Origin of the sequence: Leptospira fainei serovar Hurstbridge str. BUT 6, assembly GCF_000306235.2 — a bacterium.
In the GTDB taxonomy this organism is placed as follows: Bacteria; Spirochaetota; Leptospiria; order Leptospirales; family Leptospiraceae; genus Leptospira_B; species Leptospira_B fainei.
Genome location: NZ_AKWZ02000012.1, coordinates 17,432 through 31,852 on the forward strand (window position 1 = coordinate 17,432; position 14,421 = coordinate 31,852).

Sequence of the window (14,421 nt, forward strand, 5' to 3'; positions counted from 1 at the left end):
GATAAAACGATTTTCCCGCCAGTAAATCGTGAAATAGGCGCGTTTCCCCCCATGAATCGGTCCAGGCCATCCTAATAATAACGACGGGTTCCCCAACTCCCGGTTTGACAATGCGTCTAATCGATGGGCGGATATTGAGATTTACGTTCTAGATTACTGCTAATTCGTATTTTCTTGACCGAATCCGTTCCGGCAACTACCCTATCCGTGCAAGGGGTTTCGCCCCAGGATTCGAAGGAAAATGTGGTTAAAATTAGGGGATACTGAGGTCATCAATTTGGACTTTATTTCCTCCATTAAAAAAAACGTGGCGGGTAACTCGATCGAGATTACTTATCACGACTTTAACCACGTTAAGTCCCTGCCCTTCGGAGATGCGGAAGCAAGGGACAAGGCTTACAAAGCGATTTTAGAGAATCTTTCTAGAATGCGGTTGTTTTTCGAATGAGAAAAGGACATGGAAAGAATTAAGGAAAATCTCTCGAGTGTATCTTCGCTTAAGCCGTTCGAACTGATTTTCTACGGTTCGAGACAAAGGGGCGACGGAACCCCCATGTCCGACTTTAATTTCTTTCTATTGGCCGATCCGTCAGATCAATTAAAGAGCAATTTCATTCGTGAAATTAACCAAGCCTTAGAACCCTTACAATCCAGCGGGCCGGTAAATTTAGTTTCCGGAGATTGGGACAGTTTTCGATTAAGAATGAAATGTTTCGATCCGGGAGCCGTTCATCTATGCGAAATCGGAGAACCGTATTTCGGTTCCGAATATTTTCCGATCATCAAGGAAGAATGGGATAAAATCAAAGTCGAACCCGCCGACGTCTTAAACGCCGGAAAATATTTACGCAAACGCTATCGATTCTTTAAAGGAATCGTTCCGAGAAATACGAAAGAGGACGTTCTACGTATGGAACGCTTATTGGCGATCTATTTGCAGAATTGGATGTTTCGTCATATCGACGATGTAAGCGTTTCCGAGATCGTAAATTCGGATATTCCTTCCCGTATAGGACAAATGTTTCGAATCCTGTATTCCAAGGAGGCGAAGGGAAACATCATCGAACTCACCGATCTATATGATGAAATCGTAAAATTAAAAGCCGAGCTTAAGAGTCCTGACTCCGCTTTCTCAGCGGAACGATTCCAACAAATCAAGGAAACTCTTCGATTCGAAGAGAAAGAAATTCGTATCCTAAAATTGAATTATTAGGAATGCCCGACCGAATTTCAGGCCGGACATTCTTTCTTTAGTTTCGAAGTTCTTTTAGAAGGGCGTTGCTTCCGATTACCGCGGTTGCCGCCGCAAGCCCGGCCATCATCGCTCCTGCAATTCCCGGAGATCCGGCATCGGCTCCAGTAAGAAAAAGTCCCGAAACGGGAGTTCGAACGTCGAACCAAGGGCATTTTTCCTTATCGTATCTTTCTGCTACGCAGGCAAGCCCGTAGATCGCGCCGTCAGGATGAGATGTGAAATGTTCGTTCGTGATCGGAGTGGATAACTCGGAAAATTCCACTAGCTTAGAGAACCCTGGAAATTTGGATTCTATCGTGGATAAGATTCGATTCGTAATCTTCTCTTTTAGAATCTTATAATCCTCTCCTCGTTTTTTCCAAGGAAAAGATTTCCATTCCGCGAAATTTTCATAATCGGTAAAAGTAATCACGTCGGCAGTATGGCTTTTTGCCTCCGGATTCTTCAGACTCGGAAAGGAGACATACAAATTCGGAATTTCGCCCGATTCGTTAATCCAATCGTTCCTTTCGGAGAAATTCTTATCGTGATCGGAAGATGCGAAAATCCAGTAGTTCTCCCCCTTAAACCCCAACTTCGCAGGGCTATCGGAAAGTCCTAAATACAAACAAAGACTCGTCGTCATCTTCTCCCGATCGTAAAAATCCTTCAGTTTTTTACGAAACGAAATAGGAAACGATTCGGGAATCAGCTTCGTGTAAGTCGGATATGCACCGGCGCAGGAAATGATTACGGGCGCAAAAAAATCCCGTTCCTGGCCTTCGCCTCGTAACGCTTTCGTCTTCACTCCAATAGCTTTACCGTCTTGAATCAGAATTTCCCGAACTTCCACCGAGGACAAGACGTCTCCGCCGCCTGCCTTTACGATCGGCTCGATCGCATCGAAAATTTTTCCTGCGCCGCCGACGGGATAATATCCACCGTTAATATAATGTTGCACTAAAGAAGCATGCATCGCGAACGCTACCTTCGAAGGAGGCAATCCATGATCTCCCCATTGGGCCGCTAAAATTCCCTTCAATTCTTCGCTTTTGAAATTCGCGTCAAAATACTCTTTCAGCGTCGTGATCGTCGGGTCTCCTAATAACTCGGAGAAGGATTCCAAAGGTGGAGGAGCCAATCTAAGCATCAGTGATTTGCCGAATAATGCGGAGGTTTTCTTGATATCCTTCAGATAACGCTCGATCGCTTCCTGCTCTTCCGGAAATTGCCGGATCAAGTCGGTTTTGAATTTTTCCGGATCCCCGTAAATATCGAAGGTTCCTGAAGGAAACATCAATCTTTCAAACGGCTCATACATCCGATTCCAGCGAACGGCTTTTCCGGTAATCTTATCCGAAAGCTTTCTACATAGACCTTCTTCGTGCATATCCCCTACGTAATGGATTCCTACGTCCCAATGGTATTTTCCCTGCTTCCTCTGGAATTCGTGGGTAAACCCTCCCGGCTGAAAATGCTTTTCTAAAATTAGCACTTTCTTACCCGCAAACTGAGTCAAAAGACTCGCCGCCGTTAAGCTTCCCATTCCGGAGCCTATAAAAATAACGTCATACCGGTTATCCGAATTTTCGATTTCCATTGACAAAACCCTCTCGTTCCTTAATGTTAACAGTGATTACATTGAGGAACAAATGTAATACTCGTTAACAATGTAATAGATGTCAACATGAAAAACGCTCCCGACAAAAATTCCTATCATCACGGCGACCTAAAACGGGCTCTTCTGGACGCTTCGATACGCATCCTAAAAGAGGAAGGCTATAAGGCACTCAGTCTCAGAAAAGCTGCAATGCTCGCAGGAGTCAGCCAATCCGCTCCTTATAGACATTATAACGATCTTGAATCCCTTTATGCGGATATCGCGGAAGAAGGTTTTAAATTACTTTCGGAACGTCAGAGAAAAATTCAGTCGAAATACCGAACGAATCCACTTTTGCTTTTTCGGGAGGCGGGAGTTTCCTATGTAGAATTTGCTCTGGAGCACCAGGATTTGTTTAGAATCATGTACGGAAATCAAATCGAAAGTCATTTGAAATACGAATCTCTCGTTAGGATGGAGGACGATTCCTTTCGGATCATCGTCGAGATCATCCAAGCTTGCGAAACCGCCGGAATCATCAAAACTCCTAGCATAGAAAAATCCGCCATAGCGGCTTGGACGATGGTACATGGAATCGCCGTACTTTTATCGGGAAAACAAGTCATGTTTCGCTCGGTCGAATTACGTAAAGCGAGAAAGATAACGAAAGATTTGATTTTATTCCTGTACACGGGTATGAAAGCCTAACCGCAATCGAACGGGAATCCGATAAAGCGGTTCCGTAAAATTAAGCTTTCTTAAACAGATAGTGGGAGACAATCCATTCCTCGCCTTTTCGATACTTCCATAATTCGGCGCAAGCCATAAAGAATACCTTCCAGTAAACGAACCATTTGACGGCCTGGCCCGAGCCGTACGTATCTCCCAAAATACGCAATATCTTGTTCCGATGCGCATACATATTGGATAACCATGCTTCCGAAGTAAGTCCGTAATGAGTTCCGTTAACGACCCACTGATCCTCCAATAAGAAATCCTTTTGAAAATGCAAGAGCAGATTATGGGAAGGCATTTGGCCGCCCGTGAAGAAATATTTCGCCATCCAATCGGTCTCATCCACCACCTCGAACGGATATGCGTAGTCCTTGTGGGTGAATATATGCACGAAGAATAATCCGTTAGGTTTCAAAAATCCGGCCAATCTTTCGAACAAGGCTTCATAGTTTTTCATATGTTCGAGCATTTCGATGGAAAGAATTCGATCGAACATTATGGAAGTCTTAAATACGTTCATATCCATAGTCAAAATCGTTAGATTTCTTAATCCCTTCTTTTTAGCCTCTCCTTCGATGAAGATCTTTTGACTTCTGGAATTGGAAACTCCTGTGACTTTACATTTAGGATATTTTTCGGCTATATAAAGAGAGAGTGATCCCCATCCACAACCTAAATCCAGGACGCTCATTCCGTCGGACAAATCAGCCCGATCGCAGGTTAACTGAAGCATCGTCCGTTCCGATTCGTCGATTCCTACCGCTGGGGAAACCCAATATCCCGAACTGTATTTCATGTACTTCCCCATAACCAACTTGAAAAATTCGGCAGGGACCTCATAATGCTGTTCGTTAGCTGCGATCGTATGAACCGCTATCGGAGAAGCTTTCAGAGTCCGAATATATTCCATTAGATGCTCTTGGTTCTTTTCGAAACTCCCTCGATTCTCCTGCCGCAATCGTAATCGCAAAAGTTGACGTATTCGCAGGCGAATCAACCAGTCCGGAAATACGTCTCTCTCCATTAAACTATATAGGAAGTTCATTCGCTAATTCCTTCTTCATATAATGATGACCTAATGATTTGCACGGGTCCCGTACAAAATCAGTCGAACCTCTACGTGAACCGATTTTTATTTTTTAGGAAACCAGGGGAAGAACGAGCTGGTTTTTTCCTGATATTCGCGGTAGGCGTCTCCCTTGGATTTCAATTGCCCTTCTTCGTTTAACGGAATACCTGTGACTTGAGTCAGTAACAGGAACATAACTATAGGAGATAATAAACCGATCCATCCCCAGGGAGACGCTAAAGAAACTAACCCGAAAGAAACCCAAACCAACCATTCGAAAAAATAATTGGGATGTCTGCTGAACTTCCACAGTCCCGCGTCGCAGACTTTTCCTCGGTTTAAAGGGTCTAGCTTGAAGTCGGCCAATTGGGAATCGGCAATCGATTCTCCCAATACGCTAACGGCAAAAAAAACTAAGCCGAAAATTTCCAAAGGATGAATTATCATAGAGGCGTTCAATGCCGGGAAAATAAAAGGAAGACTGAGAGCGATCCCCAGGATTCCTTGAAATTGAAAAACGTTGGTAAAAAATTTCCGATCGACTTTCTCTCCGTATTCCGTTCGAAAAGCCGTATATCTAGGATCTTCATGGCCGGTAAGAACACGAGTCACTAATATGAAATAAGAGAGCCTCCAGCCCCATACGGTAGCCATGAACGCAAAAATCGCCTTGCGGACCGGATACCCGTCTCCAAGTATAAAATAGATAATTGCGGCAGTCGAAATGCAAAGTCCCCAACCCATATCGACGATCGAATAATTATGAAATATCTTACCTAAGAGCCAAAGAACGCTCATCAGTGCAAACACGACCGCCCAAGCTGTGAAGATTAAGAATAAAGCGTTTTCGTACACAAAATTCTCCTGCCTATTCAACTTTTCGCGGATTCTTTACGAACAAGCTGATTGATTTTTTTTACGATCGGTAAAAGAACGAAATACGAAGCGATAGCGAGTAGAGGAACTATGGAACCCCAACCGACTACGGCATAGATCGCGGAATTGGAGAGACCTTCCCAGAGTTGAGAAGCGTCGCCGTCCACAAATCGATAAGCCCAGCCTAAATCCAATTCCTTACCGGAAATTCGAGCTCCCAATTCAAGAAATGGAATTAAGAAAAGTATCTGGAAAGGATACATTAAATAATTTGCAATCTGAACCGAAACCGGGTTGAGCCTTAAAAGAAAACCTAATAAAGCACAAAGGGCCATAGTCGTTCCGATCAAAGGAAATACGCCGATTCCGGCTCCCAACGCCAAGGATAAGGCTATTTTTTCGGGAGTCGTTCCCGTTTTGAGTTCTTTTACGATGACATCCTTCGTTTTTTGTACGATGGACGTCTTTTTTTTAGATTGTGGAAATTCGGATGCAGTCACGCGCGATTTAGCTTGAGATTATTAGGTCGAGTGTACACCGCTTGTACCACAGTAATGTTACGCATATGAAACGCAGCGGCACAATAAGAGAAATAGTACCTCCACTTTCTGATGAAAGTTTCATCGTGCCCCAATTCACGAATTCCTAAAAGATTACTTTCAAAGCTTTGTAACCAGGATAAGAGAGTGCGATCATAGTTTCTACCGATATCTTCCATTTCATGGAGAAACATATCGCTAGTGCGATTGATCGCTTGATTGATTCTTGCAATCGAAGGAATCAAAGAGCCTGGGAAGATGTGTTTTTGTATAAAATCGATCCCTTTACGAAAGGATTCATAGCGCGAATCGGGACAGGTAATGATTTGATGCACCATTAAACCGTCTTTTTTTAAAACCTTATCGCACATCGAAAAAAAGTCCTCGAAGTATTCATGTCCGACAGCTTCGAGCATTTCCACGGTGACAATCTTATCGTACGTACCCTCTACAAGTCGATAGTCTTTTAACCGGACTTCGATTTTATCTTCGAGTCCCATAGATCGGATTTTCTCCGTCGCGAACTTGAATTGTTCCTCGGAAATCGTGTAGGAAGTCACTTTGCAGCCGTAATTCTTAGCGACATACGTCGAAAATCCTGCCCAGCCGGTTCCGATTTCTAGAATATGATCGTCCGGTTCTAATCTCAATTTTTTACAAAGTCGCTCGATTTTGGCCGTCTGCGCGTCCGCCAATGTCATGTCGGATTTCTTAAAATAGGCGCAGGAATACGTCATCGTAGAATCGAGAAACGTCTTATAGAATTCGTTCCCAAGATCGTAGTGTTCCACGATATTTTTCTTACTCCCTCGGACGGAGTTCGCTCTAAAAAGATGAAGGAGACGATTTCCTAGATTCATCAACGTTAAATGAAAAAAGTTCTTATTAGAGCCGCTGAGAGAAGGCGTGCTATCTATATTCAGAAGAAACCAGCAGATAATTGCCCGAATATCATCCGTATCCCAGTCTCCGTCCAAATAGGATTCCGCCAATCCTATATCGCCGTATAGAACCAGCTTCTTAAAGAATACGGAGTTCTTAACTTGAATGAGCGCATGATGGAATTCGGACGAAGCGGTCGAATTCGGATCGCCAAGATAAGCCTGTCCTCCGTTCGGGAATAGGATCCGAAGCGATCCTTTATTCATTCCGGACAAAGCACCGAAAAAAATCTTTCTATAAAATCCGTATCCTTCTACGCCGAATGCGGCTCCGGATTCCAAACGTTCAACCTTAACGAAATTATCGCTTTCCAAGATGAACTCCTATTTGCAGATTGCCGTTTTCATTTTTTCGAATGAACGGAATTTTCCGTAAGTACAGTTTCAGCGCCTGCCAGTGAATCAAACTTATCACTTTAAACGTAACGAACGGGTACTTGAAAAACATCCAAAGCAATCCTAAATCGGTCAATCTTCTAGCCTTTCCGGTATAAGTCGTCACCATAGTAGTCTCGCCATTTTCGAGAGCGTCGATCCGAATATTCAATCGATCATCCGCCGGCGGATTGAGCCGAAAATCGAAGACGGAGTCCAAGCTTACGAACGGAGAAACATAGAAGTATTTTCTCTCTTGTCTCCGAAATCCTCGATCATCGAGAGTTTCCTTTCCCAAAAAGTAATGCTTCATTTCTCCGAACGTATTTCCAACTTCCGCCACGCTGCAGAGAGGTTGCCCAAATTCATCCTCCGCAAAGTAAAAGGAAACCGGATTAAACGTATAACCTAGAATACGCAGATTCGTGACCAGCGTAACCTTGCCTACCTTCTCTTTGACCCCTGCCCGAGCTATGTACTCTAAAAAATTCTCCTTAATTCCCGCTTTTCCAAAATTCATATGATCGGTATCTCGAAACGCAAAAAGACGGTTCCTATTCCTCCCGATCAATCGAAACGATTGGTTCAGCAAATCCAATTCATCCAAGTCGACCTGAAAGGTAAAAATTCCGTAACGAAAACGGTTTCGCTTTGGGACTCGGCGATCGTGCATTACTTTGGCTTCGATTATTTTGGAATTCAATCCCATATCTTCCTGCCTAGCAAAACCTCGGACAAGATCTTGGCTGACCAAAAAGCATCTTCGTGAAACCCGTATCTAAAATAACTTCCGCAAAAGTAGATCGAACCGCCGCCTTGGTTCAGCGTCGAAAGCCGCTGTTGTGCTTTCAATGATCCTACATGAAACAAAGGGTGCTCGTATTCTATTTCCCGTATGATTTTTTTAGAACTCACTTTACCCGGATCGCCTATCGACACATAGTAGTTCCTTTTTTTAGATACGTCCTGCAAACTGTTCATCCAGTAAATCGTATGAGGACGTATCGTTCCATCAACACTATCCATTCTATAATTCCAGGAGGACCAGGTGGATTTCGTTTTCGGCATCACGGAGTCGTCAGTATGAAGAGTCGCAATATTCTTTTGATAGGAAAATTGAGAAAGAAGTTCTTTCTGAAGCGACGTAGGTTTCTTTAATAATTCTAAAGACGTATCCGCATGGGAGGCTAAAATCACTTTATCGAAGGTTTCCGTTTTTCCGCCCTTCAGAATGACCTTTACTTTTCCTCCGGCTGCGGGCTCCACGCCGAGTACCGGAGTTTTTAATCTGAAAGCTTCTTTAATCGGAGCCGTTAAACGCTTTACATATTCTTTAGATCCCCCGTCGACAGTGTACCATTGATGCTGGGTGTTTAGTCCGAGAAATCCGTGATTCAGAAAAAATCTAACCAAAGAATACGCGGGGAATTCCAACATTCTTTCCTCCGGCGTGGACCAGACCGCCGAACTCATCGGGACCAAATAGTATCGCAATATGTCCGGGTGATATCCTTCCTCGCGAACGTATCGACCGAGAGAATAATCCATATATTTCGGATTGCTTAGAATCGCCGGGGCTTCCGAATTGAATCGATTAATGTTTAACAGTAAGCGAAGAAAACGAAAATTGATTAAATTCTTTCGTTGAGCGAATAACCCGTTCATTCCCGATCCGCAAAATTCCAACCGCTCAGGCACATGCTGAACACTGAAGGACATGCTTGTTTTTTTGGTCGGAACGTTTAGATCCTCGAACAGGCGCTTCAAGTTCGGATACGTTACGTGATTAAAAACGATAAAACCGGTATCGATCGGGATCGAGTCTCCGTCTTCGCCGACCATAACGGTATTGGAATGGCCGCCGATATAATCCCCTTTTTCGAATATTGTGAGCCGAAACTCATTTTTCAAAAAATGAGCGCAACCCAATCCGGCAATTCCGCTCCCAATAATCGCTAACTTCGGTTTCGACCCGCCAATCTTCGGTCGCCGGAAAGACATTCGAGACGCGGTCTTTTTCTTGGGAGCAGATTGCTTCAAGTAAATCTCCGAAAAATATTTCCTTATAGACCGATCGAGATGGCTTCCTTGCCGGAAAAAAATTGAACTTCGATGCTTGGGAGAAAAAAGTTAACGGCAATTAAGACTTCGCAAATCGAATATTCAGCCGGGAGATAGAAGTCCGTAAGCGAGAACGATATATCTTAAAATTCTAAGAGAGAATACTAAAGGAATAAAAATGACAAGCCTCTGATGAAGGAAACCGCTTAAAACCGTAATTGGATCGCCGATGATCGGCAAGAAAGAAAGAAATAAAACGGGAATTCCTCTTCTTTTCATTACTGCCGCCCAATGAGAATACGTCTTGGATTTCGCTATCTTCATCTCAACGCCGTTTCGAAACCAATACCCTATCCCATAGTTGAAGCAACACGCGGCACAGTTTCCAATGGAGGCCCAAAAAACGGCCTTTTCCGGAGACATCCCTGAGAGGATAGCTACCGCCAAAGCCGCCTCGGAGCTGAACGGTAAAAGCGTAGCAGCTGCGAAAGAAATCAGCATCAGCCCGGACCCGCCGAATTGGGCAAGTAACTCGGTACCTATTTGCAAAAAATCTAGGCTCATCGATTGTATGAAGGGCGTCCCTTAATTAGTATATAGGAATCTATATTAGAATTCTATGCATCAATTAAACTTGATCGACGCATATCCGTTTATCGGGAAAAGCGAGGTTAAAAGGAAAGAAGTTTCTTCATCTGAACGGTGATCGATTCGGCCGACTTCCGAGCGGCTTCCGCAAAATCAGACCCGGAAGACGCGAAAATAATACTTCTAGAGGAATTAATAAGCGAATTTTCCCCACAGACAGCGATCACTTCCTCAAGAGAAGCTCCTTGAGCTCCGTACCCGGGGATGAGAAACATGCGATCCGGGTGCAAGGTCCTGAGCTCTCCCAATTCGCTTGGATGAGTCGCACCCACGACCAAACCCACGTTTCGTGCGGAAAATGTTTCGCTTAACGCTGCAACTTCTTGATACAAGGTTCTTCCCGTTTCCGAAAAGGTTTTTTTCTGTAGCTGTGCCGAGTCAGGATTGGACGTCAAACACAGGAGAAAAACCAACTTGGAGGAATCTTCAAGAAACGGTTGAACGGTATCGGCTCCCATATAAGGGGACAAAGTTAAGGAATCCACTCCTAACTCTTTGAAAAAGAATTTCGCGTATTGCCTGGCGGTATTATCCAAATCTCCGCGCTTAGCGTCCGCTACGATCGGAATTCCCGGATAATGGATTTTAATATGACGGATCAGTTTTTCGAACTGAGCGATTCCTTGAGAACCGAAAGCTTCGTAAAAAGCGATATTAGGCTTATAAGCGACGGCAAAATCCGCCGTTGCATCCACGATCTCTCTCGAGAACAAAAACAGTTTTTCATAATTTCCTTCTAGAGAGGGAGGAAGTTTCGCGATATCGGGATCGATCCCTACGCAAAGGAGAGAGCCTAGCTCCTCTCTCCGCCGAATGAATTTAGAATGAAAATCCAAAGCCTACTTACGTACGATATATTCCTGAGCGAATGGTGGAAGCATAAATGACGCTTTATGCATTTCTGCAGAATAATACTTCAACCCTTTAGGAACGCGCTTAGGGTCCGGATCAACCTTATACGGATCCGGTCCTTTGGAGCAATATGTGAATCCGATAATCCCGGACGGGTATGTCGGCACTACGGTGAAATAATAACCGCAATGATCGAAGACTTGAGGAATGAATTGGAAGAGTTCCTTGATGACCTTACCATGATAGTAAAAACTTTCTCCCTGAGTGGTACAAATACCACCTTGCCTTAGGGAAGCCGCCATCGTTTCATAAAAAGGTCGTTTAAAGAGAACTTCCGCAGGACCCACCGGGTCGGAAGAATCCACGCAAATTACGTCGAAGTATTCCTTATAATCTTGGACATACTTAGCTCCGTCTTCATATGCGTGCTTCACCCTTGGATCCTTCATCGCGTTAGCGATTGCAGGGAAGTATTCGTAACAAACGTCTACAACCCCTTTATCGATTTCGCAAAGATGAACTTCCTTTACGGACGGATGCTTTAGAACTTCTCGCACTGTTCCACCGTCGCCTCCCCCGATCACCAAGACTTTCTCGGGATTGGGATGACTCAACATTGGAACGTGGACGATCATCTCATGATAAGCGAATTCATCCGCCTCGGTCATCATCACCACTCCGTCAAGAGTGAACATGCGACCAAAGCTTTGGGATTCGAATACGTCTATCTTCTGGAAAGGAGTCTTACGGCTATGTACGAATTCCTTTATTTTAATCTTGAGAGCGCGCCCGTTCGTTAGTTCGAGCGCTTCGTCCAGCCAGAGTTCCAATATGCCTCCTAGAAGCGGTTTGTTACAGTCAGGCGCATCGCATCGCCTTTAAAGAATTCCCGAGTAAATTCCGCCGCTACTTTCGGATCGTACCCTTTGCAGGAAAAGATATCGATATAGGAAGTATTGGTTTCGTTTGCGAAGTGAGCGGAAATGCAGGAAGTCTCTATGAGTTGGAACATGGAGTATCCGGCGACTCTTTCATCCTCTCCAAAATGAACGACTACGGTTTCACCGAAGCGTTTCATTTCGATTAGATCACAAAGTTCGCGAACATAGCGTTTGATCGCATCCGCATCGCGAATTAAAGCCGCGTCACAGCCTTCCAGATCGATGGAGGTCAAAAGACCCCAGGCACCGTTCTTGAAGGGCTCGTAGACCTTTAATTCAGGGTCTGCGTCGATTCTAGATTGGATGTACGACGGGAAACTTCCGTTAAAGCGATTTCTCACGATCTCAGCGTCTTCCGTACGTGCCCAAGCTAGTTCCGGATTTTTCATCGCGGGATGATAGGTGATTTCTTCGCCAGCGGGGATGTCTCTCAGGGCTACGAGAGTAATGTCGCCTTGAAATCCGCAGTTCGGTTCCACACTTTGTCGAATGTAGTGAATCGAATCAATCCCATCATCATGAAGCGGAGAAACTAGATAGAAGTCGCTATGAACCCGATGAGGGGTAGACAACCCGGAAAGTCCAGCCAGTTCGTTTTTATGAACTGCCTTGCCTCCCCAGACGGCTACAACTTCACCCGCCGGAATGGCTTCTCTCGTAAAGAGGAAAGCCTCACCGGACTCGGTGGAATTGATTTCAATAGTACTTCTTAAAAAAGAAAAACGGTTAACGATCTTTACTTGTTCTTTGGTCTTTAGGCTCATACTCTGATACCTCTCCTCGTGGTAATAATATAAAAGAACTCCTTGCTCCCTCCGGGAGAAGGAAATTCGTCTTTATCGATGGGGGGTTTTCCGGCTCTGCCGGAGAGATAGTCCTTATTTCCCAACTGGCTTGTGAGGTAGGTCGACGCCTAATTGCAACAAACCACGCTTCATCTCCACTACAGAGATGCTTTTGGCACAGAAGCGTTCCTTGAGATATTCCAGAGCGGTCTGGTTATCAATAATGTCTCCACATGTGAAGACGTCGATTGCGCAGTAACCGTATTCGGGCCAGGTATGGATCGCGAAGTGGGATTCGCTTACGACGACCACACCGCTTACGCCAAAGGGACTAAACCTATGAAACACAGATTTAACCGTAGTGGCGCCGGAAAGGTCGGCGGCCTTCAACATGATATCTTCTACCAATTCGTGATTGTTGATGGTCTCGTAATCACACTCATAAAATTCTGCAATTACGTGCTTACCCAATGCGTTCATCTACTGCCTGACACCTCCGAAACTTGGTTTTTGGTTTAGAAACCGAGCATGCGTATGACTATGTTTTTTTGTCAACTCTCTACGTAAATTTATATTTATTTTTTCCAAACTTCTTTTTCTTAGAATCGGAAAAAACGCCGAACAAATTATATTACAATTCTATGGAAAGATCAAAAAGCGAATTCGCAAAATCGGAAGCGGCGCCAACCCGAATGATAAATTTTATTTTCAGAAAACGGGCTCTTTTGATTCTTTTCGGGCTCTTTTGCTTTATTTTAAGTATTGTTTGGTTTACAAATAGCGCTTTTTTTTTCGTCCCGACTCTCAATAAACGAATTCAAACTCGAGCCATCGCCTTTTCTCACGCCGAAAAATCGGATAAAAAAGGAGTGTTGTTTCTCGTCGAGGTTCCCGACTGCCTCGGCTGCGAGGAAGCCTCAGCGTCTCTACAGACGCTCGAAAAGTTCGGTTGGGAATTCCTCGAGATAGGCTCGGAGAGTCCCGACTATGAACAACTTTTATCTGACGATCGCTTCGCAGACAAATTGACTACCCTTCAGGAAAGAAAACCGGTTTGGGGAGCATGGAACCTCGGAGAAGAGTTGATTTATCTAGGAGAAGGAAATCCCACGATGGAGCTCCTTGAAGCGCTAAAGCATTGGGGAACTTCTCCAAATAGCGGAGAATCGACAAAAGAATGAATTCGAAGTACTTAAGGAATAGAATCTCGAGCAGCCGGCGACAAGAAGCTGCTCGATTCCCCGGTGGACGGAAATTACTCGACCTGGTATTTTTTTAAAAATTCGGAGATTGAATTCTTATCCTTATCCAATGAATGCCTGTGAATCTCCTCGATAACCGTTTCGATTACGGTTCCCATCAAGAAAACTCCTGAAGAGACTTGCACGTCGTAACTCCGCTCCGATTCATTCGGGCTCAATTCCCGATAAACGGAAACTCCCTTGATTGTTACAATCGAATCATTCCCGGGGGGAGCTATCGTAAACTCGTGCGTGTTTGTGCTGAGGTCGAAGACGGAATTTTCCAAAAGCGAAGGATCGGAAAGCAGTGCAGCCAGAACTTTAGGAAGAGAATCCGCCAATTTTACTTTTCTCTTTTGAAATACCTGATTTCCCTCTTTTCTTTCCTCCAAAAGCTCTACATTTTTTAATTCCGGAAACTGTTCCAGGTATTTGTAACGATCTTCCCTTGCTTTGAGAAGATCCTGGAGGGGAACGGGGAAGGTTTGCACGACTTTATATTGCTTCATCCGGTACTTCCTGGG

At 44.4% G+C, this 14,421-nt stretch carries 17 protein-coding genes; 4 read left to right on the forward strand and 13 right to left on the reverse strand.

Annotated features, from left to right (window positions below):
• The first annotated feature begins 241 nt into the window (after positions 1–241).
• Both LEP1GSC058_RS19335 and LEP1GSC058_RS19340 read left to right on the forward strand, forming a co-directional pair.
• Positions 242–448, forward strand: a complete 207-nt coding sequence (locus LEP1GSC058_RS19335; RefSeq protein ID WP_016551434.1) for a hypothetical protein — start codon at positions 242–244, stop codon at positions 446–448.
• Between the two features lie 9 nt (positions 449–457).
• A complete protein-coding gene (locus LEP1GSC058_RS19340; protein WP_016551388.1) occupies positions 458–1,213 on the forward strand; it encodes a hypothetical protein in 756 nt (251 codons plus the stop codon).
• 37 nt (positions 1,214–1,250) lie between these two features.
• On the opposite strand, the gene LEP1GSC058_RS19345 is transcribed toward LEP1GSC058_RS19340, so the two are convergent.
• Entirely contained in the window at positions 1,251–2,834 is a 1,584-nt protein-coding gene (locus tag LEP1GSC058_RS19345; RefSeq protein WP_016551452.1) for a phytoene desaturase family protein, read from the reverse strand.
• Between the two features lie 87 nt (positions 2,835–2,921).
• Here LEP1GSC058_RS19345 and LEP1GSC058_RS19350 point away from each other — a divergent pair, with 87 nt between their 5' ends.
• Positions 2,922–3,542: a TetR/AcrR family transcriptional regulator gene (locus LEP1GSC058_RS19350; protein ID WP_016551429.1), complete on the forward strand. Its 621-nt coding sequence runs from the start codon at positions 2,922–2,924 to the stop codon at positions 3,540–3,542.
• Positions 3,543–3,582: 40 nt separating this feature from the next.
• Here LEP1GSC058_RS19350 and LEP1GSC058_RS19355 read toward each other — a convergent pair whose 3' ends face one another.
• The 11 genes from LEP1GSC058_RS19355 to speD all read right to left on the reverse strand — a co-directional run bounded on the left by LEP1GSC058_RS19355 (position 3,583) and on the right by speD (position 13,136).
• A complete protein-coding gene (locus LEP1GSC058_RS19355) occupies positions 3,583–4,614 on the reverse strand; it encodes an SAM-dependent methyltransferase (RefSeq protein ID WP_016551399.1) in 1,032 nt (343 codons plus the stop codon).
• 87 nt (positions 4,615–4,701) lie between these two features.
• Positions 4,702–5,493, reverse strand: a complete 792-nt coding sequence (locus LEP1GSC058_RS19360; RefSeq protein ID WP_016551438.1) for a DUF1295 domain-containing protein — start codon at positions 5,491–5,493, stop codon at positions 4,702–4,704.
• A gap of 17 nt (positions 5,494–5,510) precedes the next feature.
• Positions 5,511–6,014 carry a DUF2062 domain-containing protein gene (locus LEP1GSC058_RS19365; RefSeq protein WP_016551395.1) on the reverse strand — a complete coding sequence of 168 codons (504 nt, stop codon included), beginning with the start codon at positions 6,012–6,014 and terminating at the stop codon, positions 5,511–5,513.
• Positions 6,011–7,309 carry an SAM-dependent methyltransferase gene (locus tag LEP1GSC058_RS19370; protein WP_016551412.1) on the reverse strand — a complete coding sequence of 433 codons (1,299 nt, stop codon included), beginning with the start codon at positions 7,307–7,309 and terminating at the stop codon, positions 6,011–6,013. Before LEP1GSC058_RS19370 ends, LEP1GSC058_RS19365 begins: the two co-directional genes overlap by 4 nt.
• A complete protein-coding gene (locus LEP1GSC058_RS19375; protein WP_016551454.1) occupies positions 7,296–8,078 on the reverse strand; it encodes a DUF1365 domain-containing protein in 783 nt (260 codons plus the stop codon). The genes LEP1GSC058_RS19370 and LEP1GSC058_RS19375 overlap by 14 nt, the downstream gene beginning before the upstream one ends.
• Positions 8,069–9,370 (reverse strand): NAD(P)/FAD-dependent oxidoreductase, encoded by a 1,302-nt coding sequence (locus tag LEP1GSC058_RS19380; protein WP_232224758.1) that lies wholly within the window; start codon positions 9,368–9,370, stop codon positions 8,069–8,071. Before LEP1GSC058_RS19380 ends, LEP1GSC058_RS19375 begins: the two co-directional genes overlap by 10 nt.
• Before the next feature lie 162 nt (positions 9,371–9,532).
• Positions 9,533–9,994 carry a YqaA family protein gene (locus LEP1GSC058_RS19385; protein ID WP_016551481.1) on the reverse strand — a complete coding sequence of 154 codons (462 nt, stop codon included), beginning with the start codon at positions 9,992–9,994 and terminating at the stop codon, positions 9,533–9,535.
• Positions 9,995–10,101: 107 nt separating this feature from the next.
• Positions 10,102–10,914 (reverse strand): orotidine-5'-phosphate decarboxylase, encoded by an 813-nt coding sequence (gene pyrF / locus LEP1GSC058_RS19390; RefSeq protein WP_016551392.1) that lies wholly within the window; start codon positions 10,912–10,914, stop codon positions 10,102–10,104.
• 3 nt (positions 10,915–10,917) lie between these two features.
• Positions 10,918–11,760 carry a polyamine aminopropyltransferase gene (gene speE / locus LEP1GSC058_RS19395; protein ID WP_016551480.1) on the reverse strand — a complete coding sequence of 281 codons (843 nt, stop codon included), beginning with the start codon at positions 11,758–11,760 and terminating at the stop codon, positions 10,918–10,920.
• A gap of 8 nt (positions 11,761–11,768) precedes the next feature.
• Complete coding sequence (locus LEP1GSC058_RS19400) at positions 11,769–12,635, reverse strand: S-adenosylmethionine decarboxylase (protein WP_016551435.1); 867 nt, start codon at positions 12,633–12,635, stop codon at positions 11,769–11,771.
• Positions 12,636–12,749: 114 nt separating this feature from the next.
• The gene (speD, locus tag LEP1GSC058_RS19405) at positions 12,750–13,136 is read right to left on the reverse strand and encodes an adenosylmethionine decarboxylase (protein WP_039948894.1); all 387 of its coding nucleotides are present in this window, start codon (positions 13,134–13,136) and stop codon (positions 12,750–12,752) included.
• Between the two features lie 212 nt (positions 13,137–13,348).
• On the opposite strand from speD, the gene LEP1GSC058_RS19410 reads away from it, so the two are divergent.
• Positions 13,349–13,837 (forward strand): hypothetical protein, encoded by a 489-nt coding sequence (locus LEP1GSC058_RS19410; RefSeq protein WP_232224753.1) that lies wholly within the window; start codon positions 13,349–13,351, stop codon positions 13,835–13,837.
• A 74-nt stretch (positions 13,838–13,911) separates the two neighbouring features.
• On the opposite strand, the gene LEP1GSC058_RS19415 is transcribed toward LEP1GSC058_RS19410, so the two are convergent.
• Positions 13,912–14,406, reverse strand: a complete 495-nt coding sequence (locus LEP1GSC058_RS19415; RefSeq protein WP_016551472.1) for a DUF2505 family protein — start codon at positions 14,404–14,406, stop codon at positions 13,912–13,914.
• Positions 14,407–14,421 lie beyond the last annotated feature (15 nt).

Excerpts from the sequence above, each read along its gene's own strand:
- LEP1GSC058_RS19335 (WP_016551434.1), top strand. The coding sequence starts at position 242 with ATGTGGTTAAAATTAGGGGATACTGAGGTCATCAATTTGGACTTTATT.
- LEP1GSC058_RS19350 (WP_016551429.1), top strand. The coding sequence starts at position 2,922 with ATGAAAAACGCTCCCGACAAAAATTCCTATCATCACGGCGACCTAAAA.
- LEP1GSC058_RS19375 (WP_016551454.1), bottom strand. The coding sequence starts at position 8,078 with ATGGGATTGAATTCCAAAATAATCGAAGCCAAAGTAATGCACGATCGC.
- LEP1GSC058_RS19415 (WP_016551472.1), bottom strand. The coding sequence starts at position 14,406 with ATGAAGCAATATAAAGTCGTGCAAACCTTCCCCGTTCCCCTCCAGGAT.
- LEP1GSC058_RS19380 (WP_232224758.1), bottom strand. The coding sequence starts at position 9,370 with ATGTCTTTCCGGCGACCGAAGATTGGCGGGTCGAAACCGAAGTTAGCG.
- LEP1GSC058_RS19400 (WP_016551435.1), bottom strand. The coding sequence starts at position 12,635 with ATGAGCCTAAAGACCAAAGAACAAGTAAAGATCGTTAACCGTTTTTCT.
- LEP1GSC058_RS19340 (WP_016551388.1), top strand. The coding sequence starts at position 458 with ATGGAAAGAATTAAGGAAAATCTCTCGAGTGTATCTTCGCTTAAGCCG.
- speD (WP_039948894.1), bottom strand. The coding sequence starts at position 13,136 with ATGAACGCATTGGGTAAGCACGTAATTGCAGAATTTTATGAGTGTGAT.
- LEP1GSC058_RS19410 (WP_232224753.1), top strand. The coding sequence starts at position 13,349 with ATGATAAATTTTATTTTCAGAAAACGGGCTCTTTTGATTCTTTTCGGG.
- LEP1GSC058_RS19355 (WP_016551399.1), bottom strand. The coding sequence starts at position 4,614 with ATGAACTTCCTATATAGTTTAATGGAGAGAGACGTATTTCCGGACTGG.
- LEP1GSC058_RS19385 (WP_016551481.1), bottom strand. The coding sequence starts at position 9,994 with ATGAGCCTAGATTTTTTGCAAATAGGTACCGAGTTACTTGCCCAATTC.
- LEP1GSC058_RS19345 (WP_016551452.1), bottom strand. The coding sequence starts at position 2,834 with ATGGAAATCGAAAATTCGGATAACCGGTATGACGTTATTTTTATAGGC.